At 43.7% G+C, this 18,789-nt stretch carries 4 protein-coding genes; all 4 read right to left on the bottom strand.

Going from position 1 to position 18,789, the window contains the following annotated elements:
- Positions 1 to 187: 187 nt before the first annotated feature.
- Entirely contained in the window at positions 188 to 2,224 is a 2,037-nt protein-coding gene (locus tag C8N29_RS02020; RefSeq protein ID WP_107864347.1) for a VIT and vWA domain-containing protein, read from the bottom strand.
- Between the two features lie 246 nt (positions 2,225 to 2,470).
- A complete protein-coding gene (locus tag C8N29_RS02015) occupies positions 2,471 to 14,500 on the bottom strand; it encodes an Ig-like domain-containing protein (protein ID WP_107864346.1) in 12,030 nt (4,009 codons plus the stop codon).
- Between the two features lie 967 nt (positions 14,501 to 15,467).
- Entirely contained in the window at positions 15,468 to 16,181 is a 714-nt protein-coding gene (locus tag C8N29_RS02010) for a fimbrial biogenesis chaperone (protein ID WP_107864345.1), read from the bottom strand.
- Positions 16,172 to 18,724: a hypothetical protein gene (locus C8N29_RS02005; protein WP_107864344.1), complete on the bottom strand. Its 2,553-nt coding sequence runs from the start codon at positions 18,722 to 18,724 to the stop codon at positions 16,172 to 16,174. Before C8N29_RS02005 ends, C8N29_RS02010 begins: the two co-directional genes overlap by 10 nt.
- Positions 18,725 to 18,789 lie beyond the last annotated feature (65 nt).

Genomic DNA, 18,789 nt, shown 5'->3' with positions numbered 1-18,789 from the left:
ACCCCTAGCCCCTCCTAAGAGGTAATGCCTGTCAGTTAAACCATTTTTGCTGACTTCGACTTTGCTCAGTCAACGCAAAAATGCGCCCTGAGCGGAGTCGAAGGGCAGTTTTTAAGTGCCAATTTTTCTTAACTGACCAGTATTACTCCTAAGAGGGGAACTTCATCGTTACTCTGTTAATATTTGATTAAACAGCATTTTTTCTACGATAAGTCTTTTTCATGATGACTAACATCAAGAAGACTAAGGCTAAAGCCAACCATATATTGGGTTCAGGTGTTGAAGGAATGCCTGAACCAACCGCCAAATTACTGACGCCTTCTGGTAGTGGAACAGGCTGGGTGACGGTGCTGCTATCTTCTGGGTTAACATTGCGTACCACTTCATCAACAGCCACAAAACTGGTGTAGGCAGATAACAAACCATACTTTAACGCCACATCAGTAATCGCTTGTTTATAAGAACCATTACCTTCTAAGGCTTCTTGATCGGACAATTCGGCTATTTTTTGTCTTGCCCATAATAAACGTAAGGCACTGTTATCTTCGCTATTGTCACTTTTTGCAGACACTTGTTGTTGATATTCACCCTCAGTACTACGACCTGTAACCACTAAGGTTGCTTCAGCCTCTTTATCACGACGACTACGCCATTTTCCCATGACAATGACAGGACGGCCAGATAACACATCAGCTAACACGGTGGGTTGAATATCATAAGCTTCAACACCTGTGAGCTTAGCGGTGACTTGGGTTAATACAGGGGCTTGAATCATTTTGCGTAAATGTTCGGCTTGTTCGTCGGCTTCTTCAGGTTTAGTGACAATAAAGGGTTCACCCTGACCTGCACGCGCCATACCTTCAATCAACACCCGATTAACACTGCTACCAATACCAAAGGCAAAGACATTGGCTTGATGTAATTGCTGACGAATTAATTTAAATACTTCATCTTCAACTGTTACATAACCATCCGTCACCACAATCACACTACGTGACACATCAGGCGATTTGGGTAATTCGGTGATTTTACGCAAAGCAGGCACAATTTCGGTGCTACCGCCACCCTGCTGTTGATCAATAGTATCTATGGCTTGTTGAATATTGCTTGCAGTAGCAGGTAAAGATTGTGGCGCTAACATTGAGCTATTGCCCGAAAACAACATCACATTGAAGGTATCTGTTGAACGTAATCCGCCAATTAGGTTGCGTAATAATTGTTTGGTAATATCCAGTGGATGACCTTGCATTGACCCCGAGACATCAACAACAAAAATATAATCACGGGGCTGAATTTGGGCAGTAGCGACTTGTTTTGGCGGCTCTACCATGCCTAAAAAAAAGTTTTCATCCTTGCCACGGTATAACAACAATCCTGACTGAATCTTTTCACCTGCCAAACGATAGCGCAACACAAAATCTCTATTATTAGCGATTTGATTATCACCCAACATCACATCAACGTGTTTGCTGCCCAGACCCTCACTGCGTAAAGAATGCGAGGGTGATGACACCATTTGTACAGGAATAGGACTATCCATGGTCACTTTAATATTAAAGCGACTTTCTGAGGCAATGCCTTTTGGCAAGGTGGGATTTTTTACCCATTTTTCGGCAGCCGCTGGGCTTTGTGGACTGTTATAACGCGGGCCAACCACGGTTGGAAAAACAAAGCTATACAACATATCACGAGGGCTTAACAATTCGGTATAACGTAACTCAACGACAACTTCATCATTAGGCAAAATATTAGCGACATTCATCTCAAAGACATTTGGACGCTGTTGTTCTAATAATGCCGCTGTTTTTCCTTCGGCTTTAGCCGTTTCATATGCTTGTTTAGCTTGTTGTTTTTCACGGATACGCGCATGAATGACCCTGTCTTGCAAACGTACCACCATTGCATAAACGGCTGATTGGCTTGAACTGGGAAACACATAACGGGCTTCAATGGTGCGTTTGCCTTCGTTACGATACACCTGTTTAATGGTGACATCGGCAATCATGCCAACAATATGCACATCAACGTTGGTTGATTTTAGGGGTAATTTATCGGTTGAAGGGTCGTTACTCTTAATAAAAAAATAAGGGCTTTCTGTTTGAACGGCTTCGGAATCATCGGCATGAACCCAAGCGGCACAAGATATTAAAACCAACATTAAAAAAACATAAACCACCATCACATCACGGATGATGGTGTAGCGATAATTGAGACGCGCAAACATGACAAGCTCCCTGTTAAGACTTAGCTTGCCTGAGTTTATAAAGATGACTTGAAGACGTTGTGGATAGGTGGTGAATACATTGTGAAGATTGAGTGAAGACTAAAGCAAGTATTGTGTTTTTTGGCTAAGGGTTCAATCTAGGGGCTACTGACATGTTGCGTATGGACAACAGAAGCTAGCAAATACTGCATTCATTTAGATATTAAGCAATACCAACACATGCGTTGGTATTGCTCATTAAGATGATTATAGCACCGAGACAATCATATCCTTATCAATCAACAACTGAGCAGCCGCATCTTTTGCATCATAGACATTGTATATTTCACCACTGCTATCACGGACGGTTGTGCCTGTATTTGTCCACTCACTGCCTGTAATGGTTGCAGTATCGGCATTTGTCCCTGCAATCACCAATTGATGTTTAGCCACCAAACTCGATAGGCTTGAGCCTGTCACATTACTCCAACCATTCGTTGTGTTAATAACATTACTATCTGCTATATCTAACACATCGGCTAATAATAATTTGATATTGTTTGCACTGCTATCAGTCGCCAAGTCAATTTTCTCAAAACCATCAATACGCTCACGAATGCCATTTTGGTCGATGGCTTTATTACTAATACGACTAAAATCTAAGCTGATATTACCGCGCACTTCCAATACGTCAAAACCTGCCCCCCCATCAACCCGAGCCAATTGGTCGGTATTACCGCCATTACCCATGGTAGATTGTAGGGCTGTCAGTGTTGTACTGTTGATAATCACACGGTCATTACCTGCACCAGCCAAAATCACATCTGCGCCGTTTGCTGTAATGGTATCGTTACCTAAGCCTGCAACAATTAACTCTTTACCTGTAGAAGTAAGCGTATCATTGCCTGTTGTGCCAATTTGGTCGACAAAAGATTGGGAATATTTACCACTCTTACCTGACCCCATTAATAATAAGGTATCGCCATTTTTAGCACGAATTAACATGTCATTTAGGCCGTCACCATTGACATCACCTGTGGAAACGGTATCCACTTGCGCAAATTGTTCGCTACCGCCGTAGACAGTTTCCACGGTAAAGCCTTTAGAGCCAAACAATAAGCCTCGGTCATCAGGATTAAAACTGCCTCTAAAGCCATAAACAATTGATAGGCGGTCGCTAAAGCCATTACTGTTGTTTGACTCGTAGTAAGCAAAATCGTCTAAACCGTCACCGTTAAAGTCGCCAATAGCGTCAACACGGGCGTTAGAGCGGCGTGATTCACCACGTAAGACAAAACCACCATTGCCTATGGCAATTTGTGCTATATCAACACTGTTCATCAGGTTTTTGCCGTAGACCACATAGGTGGCGGCATATACCGAGTCAAAAGTTAGGGCAAAGTCACTAAAACCATCACCGTTAATGTCACCTAAACCCGTCACATTACCCACACCAACGTATTCGGAGGAACGTGTACTATCGACAATTTTAAAGCCTTGTTGGGGGCTTGCATCAATATCCTTCGTCAATATTTGGTCAGTTTTGGCATTGAGTTTACTAGTGCCTAACATGACATCAATACGCGTTTTAATGTTTGCCGCTTTAGAATCACCCAACATGGCATAGTCGGCATAACCATCACCATTAATATCGCCTAAAGCCGCGGTCTGGATGCCTAACAATTGGTATGGGTCACCAATAATAGTCCGTGTCCCCGCATTATTACTCAGTTCTATATCCACTACACCACCTGCGGTATGCGTTAAAGTGTTATCGATAGTCTGAGTATCCGTTCTTTGAATATTAAAGGTGAGGTAATAGGTCGTTGTACCACCCACTTTTTCACTGGTATGACTGTAACCAATTAACTCCTGTCCAGACAAGGACTTAACTTGATTGACAATATGCTCAACTTGTTTGGACATTTGATATTGAAAGCTGTTGGTATTCACACCACCACCACTACCTCCGCCGCCGCCTGTATCACTACCTGGTGGAGGAAAGTTATCTGCTAAAGACTCAATACCTAATTCGATACCTGCTTCCCATGGGTCAGAAATAAACCCGCCAATTTTTTCGCCTGCATCAAACATGCTATCTTCATCAAAATCAAAAAAACTACCTTTTTTATCTTCGGCAGGCTGTGAAGGGTCAATAATCGTAAAGCTCGATTTAACTTGATAGGTACTGACTGTTTTCTTCACTTCTTGCCATGTTTTGGTATAGGTAAAGTCATGACGGCTGTGGGCAATATCATCAAAACCATCACCATTGACGTCACCAATCGCATCAATCGAAGTTAGCACATTATTGTTATACACTCGACCTAAGACGGTGTTGGACTCCAGTGTCGCAAGGTCTAAATTGCTGGCACTGCTACGACCATAAACCACATAGCCCTTACCTAAATTGTTGTTTGCACCTTTGGCATGAATGAGAATATCTTGTAAGCCATCGCCATTCACATCGCCTGCCGCAGAAACATTCGTCCCAGCAAGGTCATTACTTGCACGTCCTGAAATTAAATAACCGCCTTGTCCATTGGCTATATTGCTTAAATTAGGCACAACACCATCGGTACGGCCATAAACGACGTAGACTTTACCGTTATCGGTACGGCCAAGACTGTCGCCATCGGCATAAGATACCGCCCAATCGCTAATACCGTCACCATTCACATCCCCTAATACAGCCACCGTACCATTACCGCCATTGGTGCCGTCAATACTGGTGACTTTAAAACTATCTTTAGGGCTGAGAACGCCATTTGCATAGTTTAATTCTTTGGATAGTGTAAAGCCTAAGGCATCTGCCCACGTATTACTCCATTTTTCGCCTGTATCGGCAGAAGTGATACCACCAAATGCCACCACAACACGGTGTGCGCCTTGTAAAGACAATCTATCGGTTTGAATAATGACTTGATTACCAATCACTTTTATTTGGTCAGGGTCATTGATATCCAAAATGCGTCCCCCTGCAAAGGGTTCATACATAATGACTCTGCCAGATGGATTTAAGGCAACATTTTGGTTAAAGGTTAGTATCAAGTCTTGCGCAGCATCAATTACCACATCTTTATTGCTAACCGACTTATCAATTAGCTTAAAGCCATCTGTGATTCTAATAGTGATATTTTGAGTGCTTGTGTTATTGAATGCGTCTTTGGCAGTGACGGTGAGGGCATAGTTATCACCTGATGAACTGATTAAGTTCATATCGTTTTTGAAGCTAATTTGCCCTGTTGCTTGATTAAGATTAAACAAATTAGCGGCAGCACCACTTAAACTATAGTAAACCGTATTCGCATCTGTGGTTTGTAGCGTCATGGCTACAGTACCTGCTGCAATCTTTTGTCCACTGGCTGTGCCATCTTGGTCGGTAAATGCACGACTGCTCAGATTGGTAAAGACGGGCGCTGTTGTATCGGTATTATCGACAACAACACGTTTATCAAAGCTGGCCGTGGAGCTGTTACCTGCTTGATCAAAGACTTGTACACGAATTTGTTGGGCATTATAGCTACCATTGGCTAAGGTAATGGTTTGGCTAGTGCCTGTGCCTTGTGTCCATGTTTTGCCTGCGTCTAAAGAGTATTGCCATGTATCGCCAGTGTTTAAGCTGCCTGTAATACTCATCATTACCCGACCATCGGCGGTTAACAAGTCGGTATTACTGAAGCCACTGTCATTTACCAAACTGATACTAGCCGTTGCAATCGTCTTATCAACCTGTGTTGCTGCGCTAGTTTGGAAATTAATAGCAAAGCCTTTACTGTCAGTTTGCTGCACACGAATTTGGCCTGCGGCATACGAACCTTCAGGCACATCAAAGGCGGCACGCCCGCCCACCGTTGTGCCTGTTAACCACGTTGAGCCACTATTGAGACTGTATTGCCAAGGCTGTGTGGGGTCTAAACCTGTAACATTAAACTTCGCATCGTTGGTTAACCCATCACTAAAACTCGTGCCTGTATCGGCATTTAAGCTAATTGCACCTTGTTTGAGTGTAGAGCTAATCGTGTAATCAGCGGTGTTATAGGCGTAGGTGATAAAACCATTGGCATCGGTTTGACGAATACCCACTTGGTCTTTGCCATATGTGCCGTTGGCTAAGCTAAAACCATAGGTGTTGGCACTGAGTGTGCCGCCTGTTTGCCATGTTGTACCACCATTTAGGGTATATTCGTAGGTTCGACTGGTATCTAAGCCAGTCACTACTACTCGACCATCTGCGGTGACCGAGTCAGTGTTACTTAAGCCTTGGTCATTAAATAAGGCGATATTTTTAGGCGTTTTATCAATACGATAGCCTTGACTACTTTGTAGATTGATACTAAAGCCTTTGCTGTCGGTTTGACGTACCCGAATTTGACCTACGGCATACGAGCCTTCGGCAACCTCAAAGCTGTTTTGTGCTTCAACATCGGTTCGGGTTGTCCACGTACTACCGCCATTGGTACTAAATTCCCATGATGCGCCTGTCGCTAAACCAGTGACGGTAAACGTACCTTTTGAGGTCACACGGTCAGTCGCACTGTAACCATCGTCAAGCGCGAGGGCAATAACACCTTGTTGTTGGGTTGGACTAATCGTGTAAGTCACATCATTGGCAACGGTAGTCACAAAGTTATTCGCATCGGTTTGACGCACTTGGATTTGATTGGTGCTATAGCTACCATTGGCCAAGTTAAAACCATAGGTGGTGGCATTAAGCATTCCGCCTGTTTGCCATTGGCTACCGCCATTAATGCTGTACTCATAAGGTCTTGTGGTATCAAAACCCGTCACCACTACCCGTCCATCGGCAGTGACAAAATCTTTAGAATTCAGACCTTGGTCATTAAATAAGGCCAGACTTTTAACCGTTTTATCAATTCTATAGGTGTTATCCGTTTGCAGACTCAGTTCAAACCCTTTGCTGTCAGTTTGACGCACGCGGATTTGACCTGCCGCGTAAGAGCCTTCAGGGGCATCAAAACTATTTTTGCCAAAACTGCTGGTGCCTGTCTGCCAAGTTGCTCCACCATTCACACTGTATTGCCATGCCAAACTTGCGTCCAAACCTGTCACAGTAAAATTAGCTTCCGAAGAAATACGGTCGCTGGAACTGGCACCGTTATCTACAGTCAAACTAATCACACCTTGTGCAACGGTTGGACTGATAGTATAGGCAACTACATTTTTAGCGTAGGCGGTAAAGTTATTCGCATCGGTTTGTCGTGCTAATACCTGCCCCACGGCATAACTACCTGTAGCCAAATTAAAGCCATAATCTGTACCATTAAGCATGCCACCTGTTTGCCATGTTGCACCGCCATTGACACTGTACTCATAGGGACGTGATGTATCAAATTCACTCAGGACTACTCGTCCATCGGCAGAGATTAAGTCTGTTTTACTCAAGCCTTGGTCGTTGTATAAATTTAAGGCTTCAGGACTTGCATCAATTTTATAAGCGTTATTATTGACAATTTGGCTGACAAAACCGCTTAAATCGGTTTGCTCAACGATAATACTACCTTGTAAATAAGTGCCTTGAGCCAAGTTAATCGTCAGTGGCGAACCTGCGGCTTGATTGACCCATGTTTGGCCTGCATTGGTACTATAGCGAAAAGCGACTGAGCCTTCCAAACCTATAATATTTAACAAGCCATTTGTGGTAATAAAATCTGTGGCACTATAGCCGTCATCTTTAGCAAGCTGGACTTGTGGCTGTAAATTAATATCATCTTGAATCGTTGCTGGACTCACTTCAATTAGGCCAAAACGTGGGCCGCTAAAAGGGCTGGTGTCAGTTGTATTTTGGAATGTGCCATTTACGGTGGTTAACGCCAAGTGTTGGTTTGCTGCCGTGCCTAAGTCTGCTGCCCACACCCCACGCTTACTACCACTACTCTGAAATAGCTGCGTTAACCATGTACTATTGGCTGTTACCGTTGGATTCGTAATTAACGCGGTAATTTCTGTAGCACTTAGTAACTTAAACACCATGCCATTCGCTTGTGTATAACTACGTGCGCTAATGGTTGTATCTTGATTATTGTTAAAAAAGCTATCTAGAATATTATGATTAGCTACTTCAGCCATATAATAATATTTACCATTAACATTAATAAAATTATTAAAAGTTAAGGTGGTACTATTATTGGTCTGAATAATTTGGGGGTCACCTGCATCACGATTATCATTTAACATATTAATCGTTTGTACAGCACTTGCACTACGTTCGCCAGTCACGTCGTGGTCATTGATTGTCCATAATAATTTGACTTTAGCCGTAGGTTGTTGACTACTATTGGTATACGTAATGGCACGCGCCACGCCATCAACAATCGTGTGAGTAGCCGCACTATTAAAAGTGAGTTCTAAACGGCCATTTTCGTTAGTGACGCTACCAACTTCCAGCCCATCCCATACAATTTTGCCATAGCTAAAACTGAGTTTGCCCCGACTACTAAACACGTCTGTGGAATTTGCTCCCCCTTGACGCTCAATACTAATAGAAACACCGTTATAGTGACTATTCGCTGCATCGGCATCAATAATCGTTGCTTGCGTAGTGAGTAAACCAATGGGACGGTTACCTTCGGTCAAGGTGAGGGCAACATCTCCAAACGTAGTGACTGGTTGCCCTGTTAAGCTATATTTGCCAATAATTTGGCTGACTTGATTATTATTAAGCGCATCTAAACTGGGAGCGACAATTTCAATACTGTTGCCTACACGATTGATGGCATATGCCCCTGTATTTTGAATATCGGCAATCGTGACTTGACCTGCCGTACCAAAATTAGGGTCTAGTGTCCCATTAGCCAAAACGTGCATGAGTTTGTTTGCAGCTAACACATACATCGAATTGTCGGTATCTAAATCAATCGCTCTATTGACAACAGAGCTATTGGTTGAGGCCACAGAAAACACGCCTGATGTACCAAACGTGCTATCTGCTGTACCATCACTTAATAAACGGTGGATATATAATTTAGAGTCTGAGCTATTAAAATAGCTTACTAATAAACGCCCTTGACTATCTAACTCCATATAATCGGGTGTGATAGCACTATTAATTAAGGTTAGTTTACCACTCGTGCCAAAGCTAGTATCTAAAGTGTTGTTTGTGACATTATATTTGGCAATGGTCAGATTATCACCACTATTACGTGTGACTGCCACATAAGCCGATTGTGCATTTGAGCCTGCAATGACTTTCCAACTGGAGTCTTGAGTGGTATTTGCTGTTAGCGGTGTTAATCTTAACTCGTTGGTTGTTACCTGACCATTAGCATTAAACTTGATAAACATCGTGGCATTGGGTGTTGACCCTGTACTCACTGAGGCTCTAGCCACCAAAACCGAACCATCGCTTAAAATCGTCCCCTCATTTCTATCGGTTACACCTGTAGCAATCGTCGTCGTGATTGCACCGTTTGTCCCCCACGTAGAATTTGCCAAACCATTACTATTAAATTTACGCGCAACATATTCAAAAGCACTGGTTGCCGCACCAATGGTAAAAATATAGATACCACCTTGGCTATCTAGTTCAAAATCTTGAATATCGACATTACCTTTGGCATTTGTTCCTGCTATTTGAATGCTATTAAAGCTCTGGTCTAAACTACCGTCTGCCAAATAACGGTTAAACACTTTAGACAGCCCCACACCATTATCTGTCATCGCCAGCATGGAGCCATCTGCTAAGACTTTAGATAATTTAAACGTCCCATTGAGTGTCACAGAACCTTTTTTAATCTCATTGAGATTAATTTCTGGTGTGGCAGTATTGGTACGGTCAACGTGAATGGTCACGGTTTGTTGTGTCTGATTACCTGCATTGTCGGTAGCGACTAATACAGCACTGTAGGCATTGCTGGCATTGAGTTGATAACCTACGGCATTTTTAAAACTTAGCGCGCCTGTTTGCTCATTAAAGGTAAAAATATCGTTTTCTACCATACTTAAGCTAACACCATTTGCGTCACTGGCACTGGCGGTATACAACACCTGATTGGTACTAATCAGTTGCGAGCGTTCACTATCGGCATCCGTTACCCGCGCACTTAAACCTGTGCTAAATGTGGGTGCAGTGGTATCTAACTGCACAGTTAACGGCTCACTTGCAGGCGAGATATTGCCTGCTGCATCTAACTGACGAACTTTATAGCTATGCAAACCAGCCTGTGCATTAAAACTACTGCCAACACCGTCTAGCCAAGTACCATTACCATCAATTTCATATTGCCAATAAACGCCCTCACCAACGACAGACAGTGCAACATTGATGGTGCTATCTTTAGTCAGTGCATCCGCACTTGTCTGCCCTGTATCGTTAGCAATACTTAAACTGGGTGCAGCAACATCGGTATTGATGTAGGTATAACTACGACTAATCAGACCTGAGCTATTGCCTGCGGCATCGGTTTGTCTAAAGTCATAATCATGCGTACCAACATCCAACACGAATAGACTCATCGAGCTATTGCTAATTTCAACACCTTGCCAACTACCACCATCAATACGATATTCTAAACGTGCACCTGTCTCTAAGTTATTAAAGACTACTGTTGACTGATTGGTAATGCCATCGCTGCTGGAGATACCGCTGTCACTGGCTAAATCAATACTAAAGCTATTATTTGGTGTTGAATTATCAACGCGTACCTGTAATAAGGTTTGTGGCTCGCTCCACTTACCACCCGATTGCTGACGAATGGCATAATCATGGCCTTGACCATCGGCCAACATAGTAAAACTTGTGCCTGTGCCCGTTATCCATTCGCCATTATCAATTTGATATTGCCAAATAGCGTCAGGTAATAAGTTACCAATTTGTACAACTTGATTATTAGTCACTAAATCATAGGCATTAGCGCCCGTATCATCCAAGATAAATGTTGGTTCAGGCACTGCCGATTGATAGGTAAAGGTATATTCACCTATTTCTGAGACATTACCTGACTTATCAGTTTGACGAATATAGTAGGTATGTGTACCGACTAATAACTTGAATTGATTTGGTGTATCTGGGCTAACTGGCCATGTATTCCAGTAGGGAGAATCGTCTACTTTGACTTCCCATACCGCCATTTTTTCTACGTCACCAATTTTTACTAAAGGATTGGTGGTAATACCGTCTGCTAAGGTCTCTGTATCTTCAATTAACGTCATGGTGGGTGTGGCGGCACTGTTGTCAACAATCACTCGTGCTGAGGTTGAGACCACATGGCCTGCAATGTCGATACGTTGAATTTGTACATTGTGCGTACCTTCGCCAAGCACCACATCACTGCTGCCCGAAAAACTATATATTTCTTTATTCGGGTCATTGTAATAACGATACTGCCATTGGTCAGTCGCTTCACCCGTTAAACGTAAGACGGCGTTGGTATCCGAAGTAAAACCCCCGTCAATCGCTTGACCCGTGCTATCAATAATCATGCTACTAATAATGTCGGGATTTTCGACAAACTCTACATTGAGCACTGCACTGGTAGCGACATTGCCTGCTTTATCCGTTTGACGAACGATATAACTATGGACACCATCAACTAAGTTAAAGCTATTACCAACCCCATCTTGCCATACACCACCGTCAACCTGATACTGCCAACTCGCCCCTGCTTCTAAACCATTCACCGTCACGGTGGGTTCTCGCGTAATGCCATCACTGTCACTCGCGCCTGTATCGGTAAAGCTCAAGCTCGGGGTTTGTATCTGCGTATCTTTGACAAACTGTAGTTGTTGTGCCGCAGACACATTGCCCGCCTTGTCCGTCTGACGTACCCAAACGGTATTACTGCCCTCTTGTGCCGTTGGCGCAGTGCGACTCCATGTCGTGCCATCAGTGCTGTATTCTACTAACGCACCGTCTTCGATATTCGATACCGTTAACTCCGTTACTTGGCTAATACCATCCGTCGCAGATATCCCCGTGTCTTCCGTTAAAACAACCTGTACCGCATCAACCGTTGTATCCAAGGTCGCTGTTAAACTGCTTTCTACTACATTCCCCGCTTTGTCGGTGTGACGTACCACATAGCGGTGACTACCACTGACCAAGTTAAAACTGCTGCCTGTGCCCGTTATCCAACTACCTGCTCCATCGACCTGATACTGCCAACTCGCTCCCGACTCTAAGCCACTCACACTCACCATCGGGCGACGGGTAATTTGGTCACTGCTACTCAAGCCTGTGTCTTCAACAAGCGCTAATTGCAAAGCACTAATTTGACTGTCATACACATAACTGAGCTTCTTTACCGAGGAGATATTGCCCGCAATGTCCATCTGACGTACATAGACAATATTTAACCCCTCTCTACTGACAGCAGGCGTATCACTCCAGTCTTTATTGTTCGTACTGTATTGCGCCTTAGCTCCCAACTCTAAACCACTCACTAACAAACGGTCATCATTGGTCAATAAGTCCGTTGCCAAGACACCACTGTCATTGAGCAACTTCGCTTCAGGCACTGCCGCTTTGGTGTCAATGATAAAGTCTAGCTTCTGACCCGACGAGGCATTGCCCGCCACATCGACCAATCTCACCCAAACCGTATTCGCTCCCTCTTGCGCGGTCGGTTGTTTGATGCTCCAATCCATACCATCCGCACTGTATTCAATCCGATTCCCTGCTGTCGCTCCTCTGACCAAAACAGCGCCACTGCGACTAATCAGGTCGCCGTCGACCCCCGTGTCATTTCGTAAACTCAGGTTCAACGCCACATCAGGTGCCGTGGTATCTAACGTAAACTGAAACACAACGTGTTGGCTTGTATTCCCCGCTTTGTCTACTTGACGGACTAATACGCGATTCAATCCTTCAACCGCCACAGGTTGTGTGGTGCTCCATGTCGTACCGTTCACACTGTACTGTACCGTCGCATCTGCTTCTACACCCGATACGACTAACTGGCCTTTTGATGTCCGTCTATCGCTCGCTGAGGAGCCTGTATCTTCTAATAAGCTGACGATGGGTGCAGAGACTGTTCTATCTAAGACAAAGCTCATACTTTGACCTGTCGACGCATTGCCCGCACTGTTCACTTGGCGTACATACACCGTGTTGCTGCCTTCAACCAGCGCAGGTTTATTGACTGACCAGTCTGTGCCGTTGCTGCTGTATTCTAGTCGGTTACCTTGGCCAACATTGCTGACGGCGATACTGCCATCACGGGTTAATAGGTCACCCGCAACGCCAGTGTCTCGTACTAAACCTATCACTAAGTCTGCTGGCGGAATCACGGGTGGAGGTGGCGGTGGTGGGGTCACTGCACCCAAGGTAAAATTAATAGAGGCAACGGGCGAGATATTCCCAGCGACATCTGTCTGACGTACATAGACGGTGTTTGCGCCTTCCACTGCAACAGGGGCGCTGTCTTGCCAGTCTTGGCCATTGGCGCTGTATTGCACTTTAGCCCCACTCTCGGTGCCTGTGAGTCTTAAACGGGCGTCGGTGGTGATGCTGTCTGTGTTTGAAATACCATCATCATTGAGTAAGCTGACGCTCAACGCCTGCGGGGCGCTGCTGTCAAAGTAAAAACTGAATTTGTTGGCAGAGGAGGTGTTGCCTGTCACGTCAAGCTGACGCACATAGACAACATTCAAGCCTTCGGTTGCTGTCGGTGCGGTTGTGCCCCATGTCACGCCGTCTTTGCTGTATTGAATCGTGGCGCCAGATTCTGTGCCTGTGACGCTTAAACGGGCATCATTCGTCACGCGGTCGCTCGCTGAACTGCCTGTGTCATGGATTAAGGCAACGATTGGTGGTATCGCTTTACTGTCAAACACAAAGTCATACGTTTGTACTGGCGAACCATTACCCGCATTATCTACTTGGCGGATATAGACGGTGTTCATGCCTTCGACCACCGTAGGCTGGCTCGTTGTCCATGTCAGGTTGTTGTTGCTATATTCTACGCGGTTGCCAGACCCAACATTGGTCACAACTAAAGCACCTTCTCGGGTCACGAGGTCGCCCGAAACCCCCGTGTCATTACGTAGGTTAATCACTAAACTGGCTGTCGGGGCAATGTTATCAAAGGTGTACTGTATGATGCTGTGTGCCGAGTAGTCGCCTACCGCGTCTATTTGACGTACATAAACTGTGTTCAGCCCTTGCTTTGCATCAGGCGCGGTCGCTGTCCACACTTGTCCATTGGTGCTGTATTGCACCGTCCCGCCCTCTACAAGGCCAGTAAACTTCAGACGTGAATCTTGTGTCAGACGGTCAGTTGCCGAAACACCTGTATCGTTTAATAAACTGACTTGTAAGCTGGGTAATGACTGTGGCATGGCGGGCACCTTGATTCCATAACAGCAAAATTTCTTGGTCAATTCTTCTCAAAACAAAAAAAGAATCAATCCAAATAACGCATTTAATGTGATTATTGCACATATTTTATATGTGCCACAAAAAAGTACATTTTGTCCAATTATTGTTACCAAAGCCTAGTTTTTCTGTTAATCATTGACGATGATCGGTACTAATTTACCGACAAAAATACATAAATAGCTGTTTTTTTTGTATTCATATAAAACACCTACCAAATTAAAAATTTGTGATGCTTTTCAACTATTATTTTTTCAATAACCATCTATGTTAGGTTTTTTTAGATTTTCTTTTTATCCTAAAAATAAAAAAAGCACATTTTTAGCATGAGTACATGCAATGGTTTAGTCAAACTGGGCTAAGCAGAGACTATTAACTTTCCAATAAATAGTTTGGGATAAACAGTGAATTTTCTAACTAAAATCAAGCTGTTGCTAAGTCAGCGGTACTGCACTGTGAGTACCTTAACCTGAGTTCGGGATAAAAAAGTGTTAAATTCTTAAAAGTTATATAGGGTCTGTTGACGTTTGGCGTGTGAGCCGCGTTGCTGATAAAAATTGACTCAGGCAAGATACAAAACGCAGTTAATAGTCGTTCTATTGGCAAGTTTTGTCACACAGTATGAGGCTATTTTTAACGCAACCCACAGGGAAAGAACGATTTTTTGAGGCTACGTTGTTGTTCATCGCTTAGTTGGAATCACCAAATCACGTGATTCACGCCTCGTATCCTCTAAAAAATAGTGTCTTTGGCAACCACAATCAAAACGTCAACAGACCCTAAGATATGATGAGAATGTGATTGCTTGAACCTTGTGTGAAGCAGGACATTCTAGCTACAACATATGGTGTATCCACCGAAGGCCTGAACGATATGAAACGCAGATAAGCTGTGTGAGGCACACGACTTTACCCGACGCTAGCACAGTAGTTAATTTTCTAACGGCAGCCACAAGCGTTTTATACTACCTGCCAACTGTAACTCAATAGAAAAACCTTGTGTACTTGGCTGTTGATGCTTGATAAGTCTCGTACTTTGGGGGGATACACGTTGGCCTTGTAGTGGCGTACAGTCTTTGGTTGGTGTGTCTTTAGCGGGGCAGGCATAAATAGAGTTTAACAAGATACTGGTATTGCCTTTATTGACTAATTTAATACCCTCTTGTTTATGGGCAGTTAATTGATAGTCGACAACAGGATTTTTGGGACGTAATAAATACAATACTTTATAAGCCGAAATCATTCTAACTGCCAATTTCATCTCTTCCGATTTGACAGGTGGCAATTTAGGCTTTACCGCAACATAGTACAATTTTTCTTCGTCGCCTTTATCGACTAAAGGGGTAATTCTTACCACTTGTTTAGATTTGGGTGGCAACACAAAATACGCTGGCGATACCAATACCTCTTGCTGTGCCAAATCCGTCATGGCGTTGGTTGTCACTTTGCCATCGGCCGTATCTACCCGTTTTTCGACCACTAAACTGATATATTCCGTGGTATCAGAATCGTTACTGACTTCAAACGAGCGATCCATTTGTGCCGTTACATCGTCTACATACAAGCTGCTGACGTTAGCCGCAAAAGTCACAGAGCTAAGACTGGCTATCAACAAACCATATACCGCTACCCCGCTTACTCGCATGTAATGTCTCCCAAATAACGATAAGTTTTGTCTAATGGCATCGGGATAGTCACTAAACAACGCTCGGCACTGCTCTTGTCGGTCAACTGCTGTTGCTTCACTTCAATCTCTAACTGAGTCAGGGCTTGAGCCGAATTCAGCGGAATAATAATGCCCCCTTGCTCATCCGTCATCAGCTCACTATTGATGGGCTTGATGATAACGCGTTCGGCAGCAATGGCTTGGTTTTGTTTATCGCGCAAACTTACAGCCACATAGTATTGCTGATACTGAGTCAAGGTAAATTTGGCCACTTCATTGGGACGTATTTTAATCGCAGTATTGGCAGGCTGCATGAGGTAATTATATTGATTGCTATCACTTAAAGTCTGATAACGAATAGCTTGCATCACATAAGGCTGCATAGACAACCCGCGTGTGGTATGTGGTGGGACAGTAATCGCGATACCCGACACATCAAATTTGACAGGGGCATCAGTTTGGTTGTCTACCATCACCCCCGCACTACCACGTTCGTTACGGAATGCCGTGACATCCTGTTGATTATAGCTGAGTGTGGTACGTAGGCTTGCACCGTAACGCTGTGTACTTGCACAATCAGCACAGCTTTGGTCAACCTGATATTGGCCAGACAACTCGGCAAACTCATGTTTGTAGCGTTGGCTAGTATTAAAACTATGTTGGTCATGCTGCCATTGGTTATTGAGGCTATAACTTTGCTCTAACTTATTAATAGCTTGACTGGTGAGTGTCACGTTAGTGTCTACACTGTCTTGCCCTGCTTCAACAAATTGTTTAGACGCAACACGGCCATATAATTGTGTACGACGCCCCAACTCAAACGATTGGCTAATACTCAAACGAAATACATTTTGTCCTTGTTTGTTGGTGTTGGAGGTGGGTTTACGGTGATTAAACTCGACAAATAATTGTGCAGGACGTTTAAATAAGCCTGTTTTAAGGTATTTGGAGCTATGCACATAACCTTGCACGAGGTCTGGGTCTTGGTTTTCTTGCTCGGCAATAGAGACCCCTGCCCCCAACCACCAACTCTCTGTGAGACGATAGTCAGCACTGAGATAATGGGCATTATTGGCCACATTTTCATCTAAGATGTCGGTTAAATTGCGTTGATTATCGTTATCAACCAATGTGGACTGTTGATTGGCTTTGGCATAGTCCCACTGATACTTCAGGTTTCCCCAATTTCTGCGTAAGGTTTCGGTTAGGGTAGCGCGGTAAAAATGGCTATCAACACTGGATACGCTTAAGTCACTTAATAAACGATTATGTTCATAGACAGTTTGTAATTTAGCTAAGGTTGCACCGTTATACGTACTCAGTTGCGCTCGGGCAGCAAATTTATCGGTAAATTGACGACCATACATTAATGAGGCAAAGTCTTTGCGCGCAACTTCAGGCGGCGTATTCATGCTACCCACTTGCACCAACCATTGAGGTGCACGTCTAAATAAGCTCGGAAAGTCACTCCGATGAATCCGATGCATCACTTCGCGTCTTTGACCATAAATATCGGTAAATACTAAACGTGCATCGTAATCACCCGCAGGTAAATTACCCCCGCCAATTTGTTGATAGCCTTGGCTAATATTTTGCTGCATCACCAATTTGTCATTGATATACACATCTAATTGGGTACTGGTGGGAAAATAATCTTCATAAATGTATTCTTGCGTTCTTTGAACAGGATAACGTAAGTTTTCACTGCTTAGCTCTACACCGTAAAATTCTTGTGCAAACGGAATGGCTAACTGAGCATTAATACGGCCTGCACTTAATAAGTTACCGTTGGCCAAAGCATAACTGGCAAAACTTTCTTTTTTACCCGCACTGTTACGCGAGTTAGTCAACGAATATTGCTGATATAAGCCGTTAAATAAATAATTTAAGTATTGTTCTTGCTGATGATTACCTTCTTGAATACTCCCTCGACTGCCTGCATCCAAATTTAGTACCGCCGATTGGGGGCTAAACGTGAAATCGGTTTTTTCGTGTTGTTTTTGATACTGATAGTAGTCTTTGACGCTGTTAGTCGGTAATACGAAGGTAGCATCCAGTTTATGTGGCCGATAACGTAAACCCAGTTGTTGGCTCTCTATTTGGTCACACAATAAAATACAATAATATTTCTCCTGACTCTCGTTTTGGCTAGCAAGTGCTAAGGGCTGTTTGAGTGCCGCTATCATCTCCGTTTTTAGTGTTGCCATCAGCGGTAATTGGCTAATCGCTAAGTCATTTACTGTTAACTGTAACTGCTGTTGGTTGAGGGTGACTTTGGCCGTTTCTAAAAACTTTCCCTCATAATACAAATAAATACTGTTGGTGAGCGGTGCTTGAAATTGTGCATAAAAAGTTTGGTTTAATTGTTCAAAATTAGGCGGCGTTTTGGCGGTATTTAGGCGCGCTAATTGTAAATTACTCGTATTTTGCGCCAATGCACTCAGCGATACGCTACTGACTAAAACAGCAATACTGGCGATATACATTTTTTGAATAATGTGTGTATACGCGGTTTTAGACAATTCTGCATTCCTCAGTGATTATTAATAAATATAGGTTGTCAGCAATACAAGCCACGTGATGGCGA

This window comes from Agitococcus lubricus (assembly GCF_003051055.1).
Classification (GTDB): domain Bacteria; phylum Pseudomonadota; class Gammaproteobacteria; order Pseudomonadales; family Moraxellaceae; genus Agitococcus; species Agitococcus lubricus.
Note: the sequence above shows the minus strand (reverse complement) of the source record. Positions and strands in the feature narration are given on the sequence as shown.

What these genes read in the sequence shown, in the direction of transcription:
- C8N29_RS02020 (WP_107864347.1), bottom strand. Translation starts at nt 2,224, where the DNA reads ATGTTTGCGCGTCTCAATTATCGCTACACCATCATCCGTGATGTGATG.
- C8N29_RS02015 (WP_107864346.1), bottom strand. Translation starts at nt 14,500, where the DNA reads ATGCCACAGTCATTACCCAGCTTACAAGTCAGTTTATTAAACGATACA.
- C8N29_RS02010 (WP_107864345.1), bottom strand. Translation starts at nt 16,181, where the DNA reads ATGCGAGTAAGCGGGGTAGCGGTATATGGTTTGTTGATAGCCAGTCTT.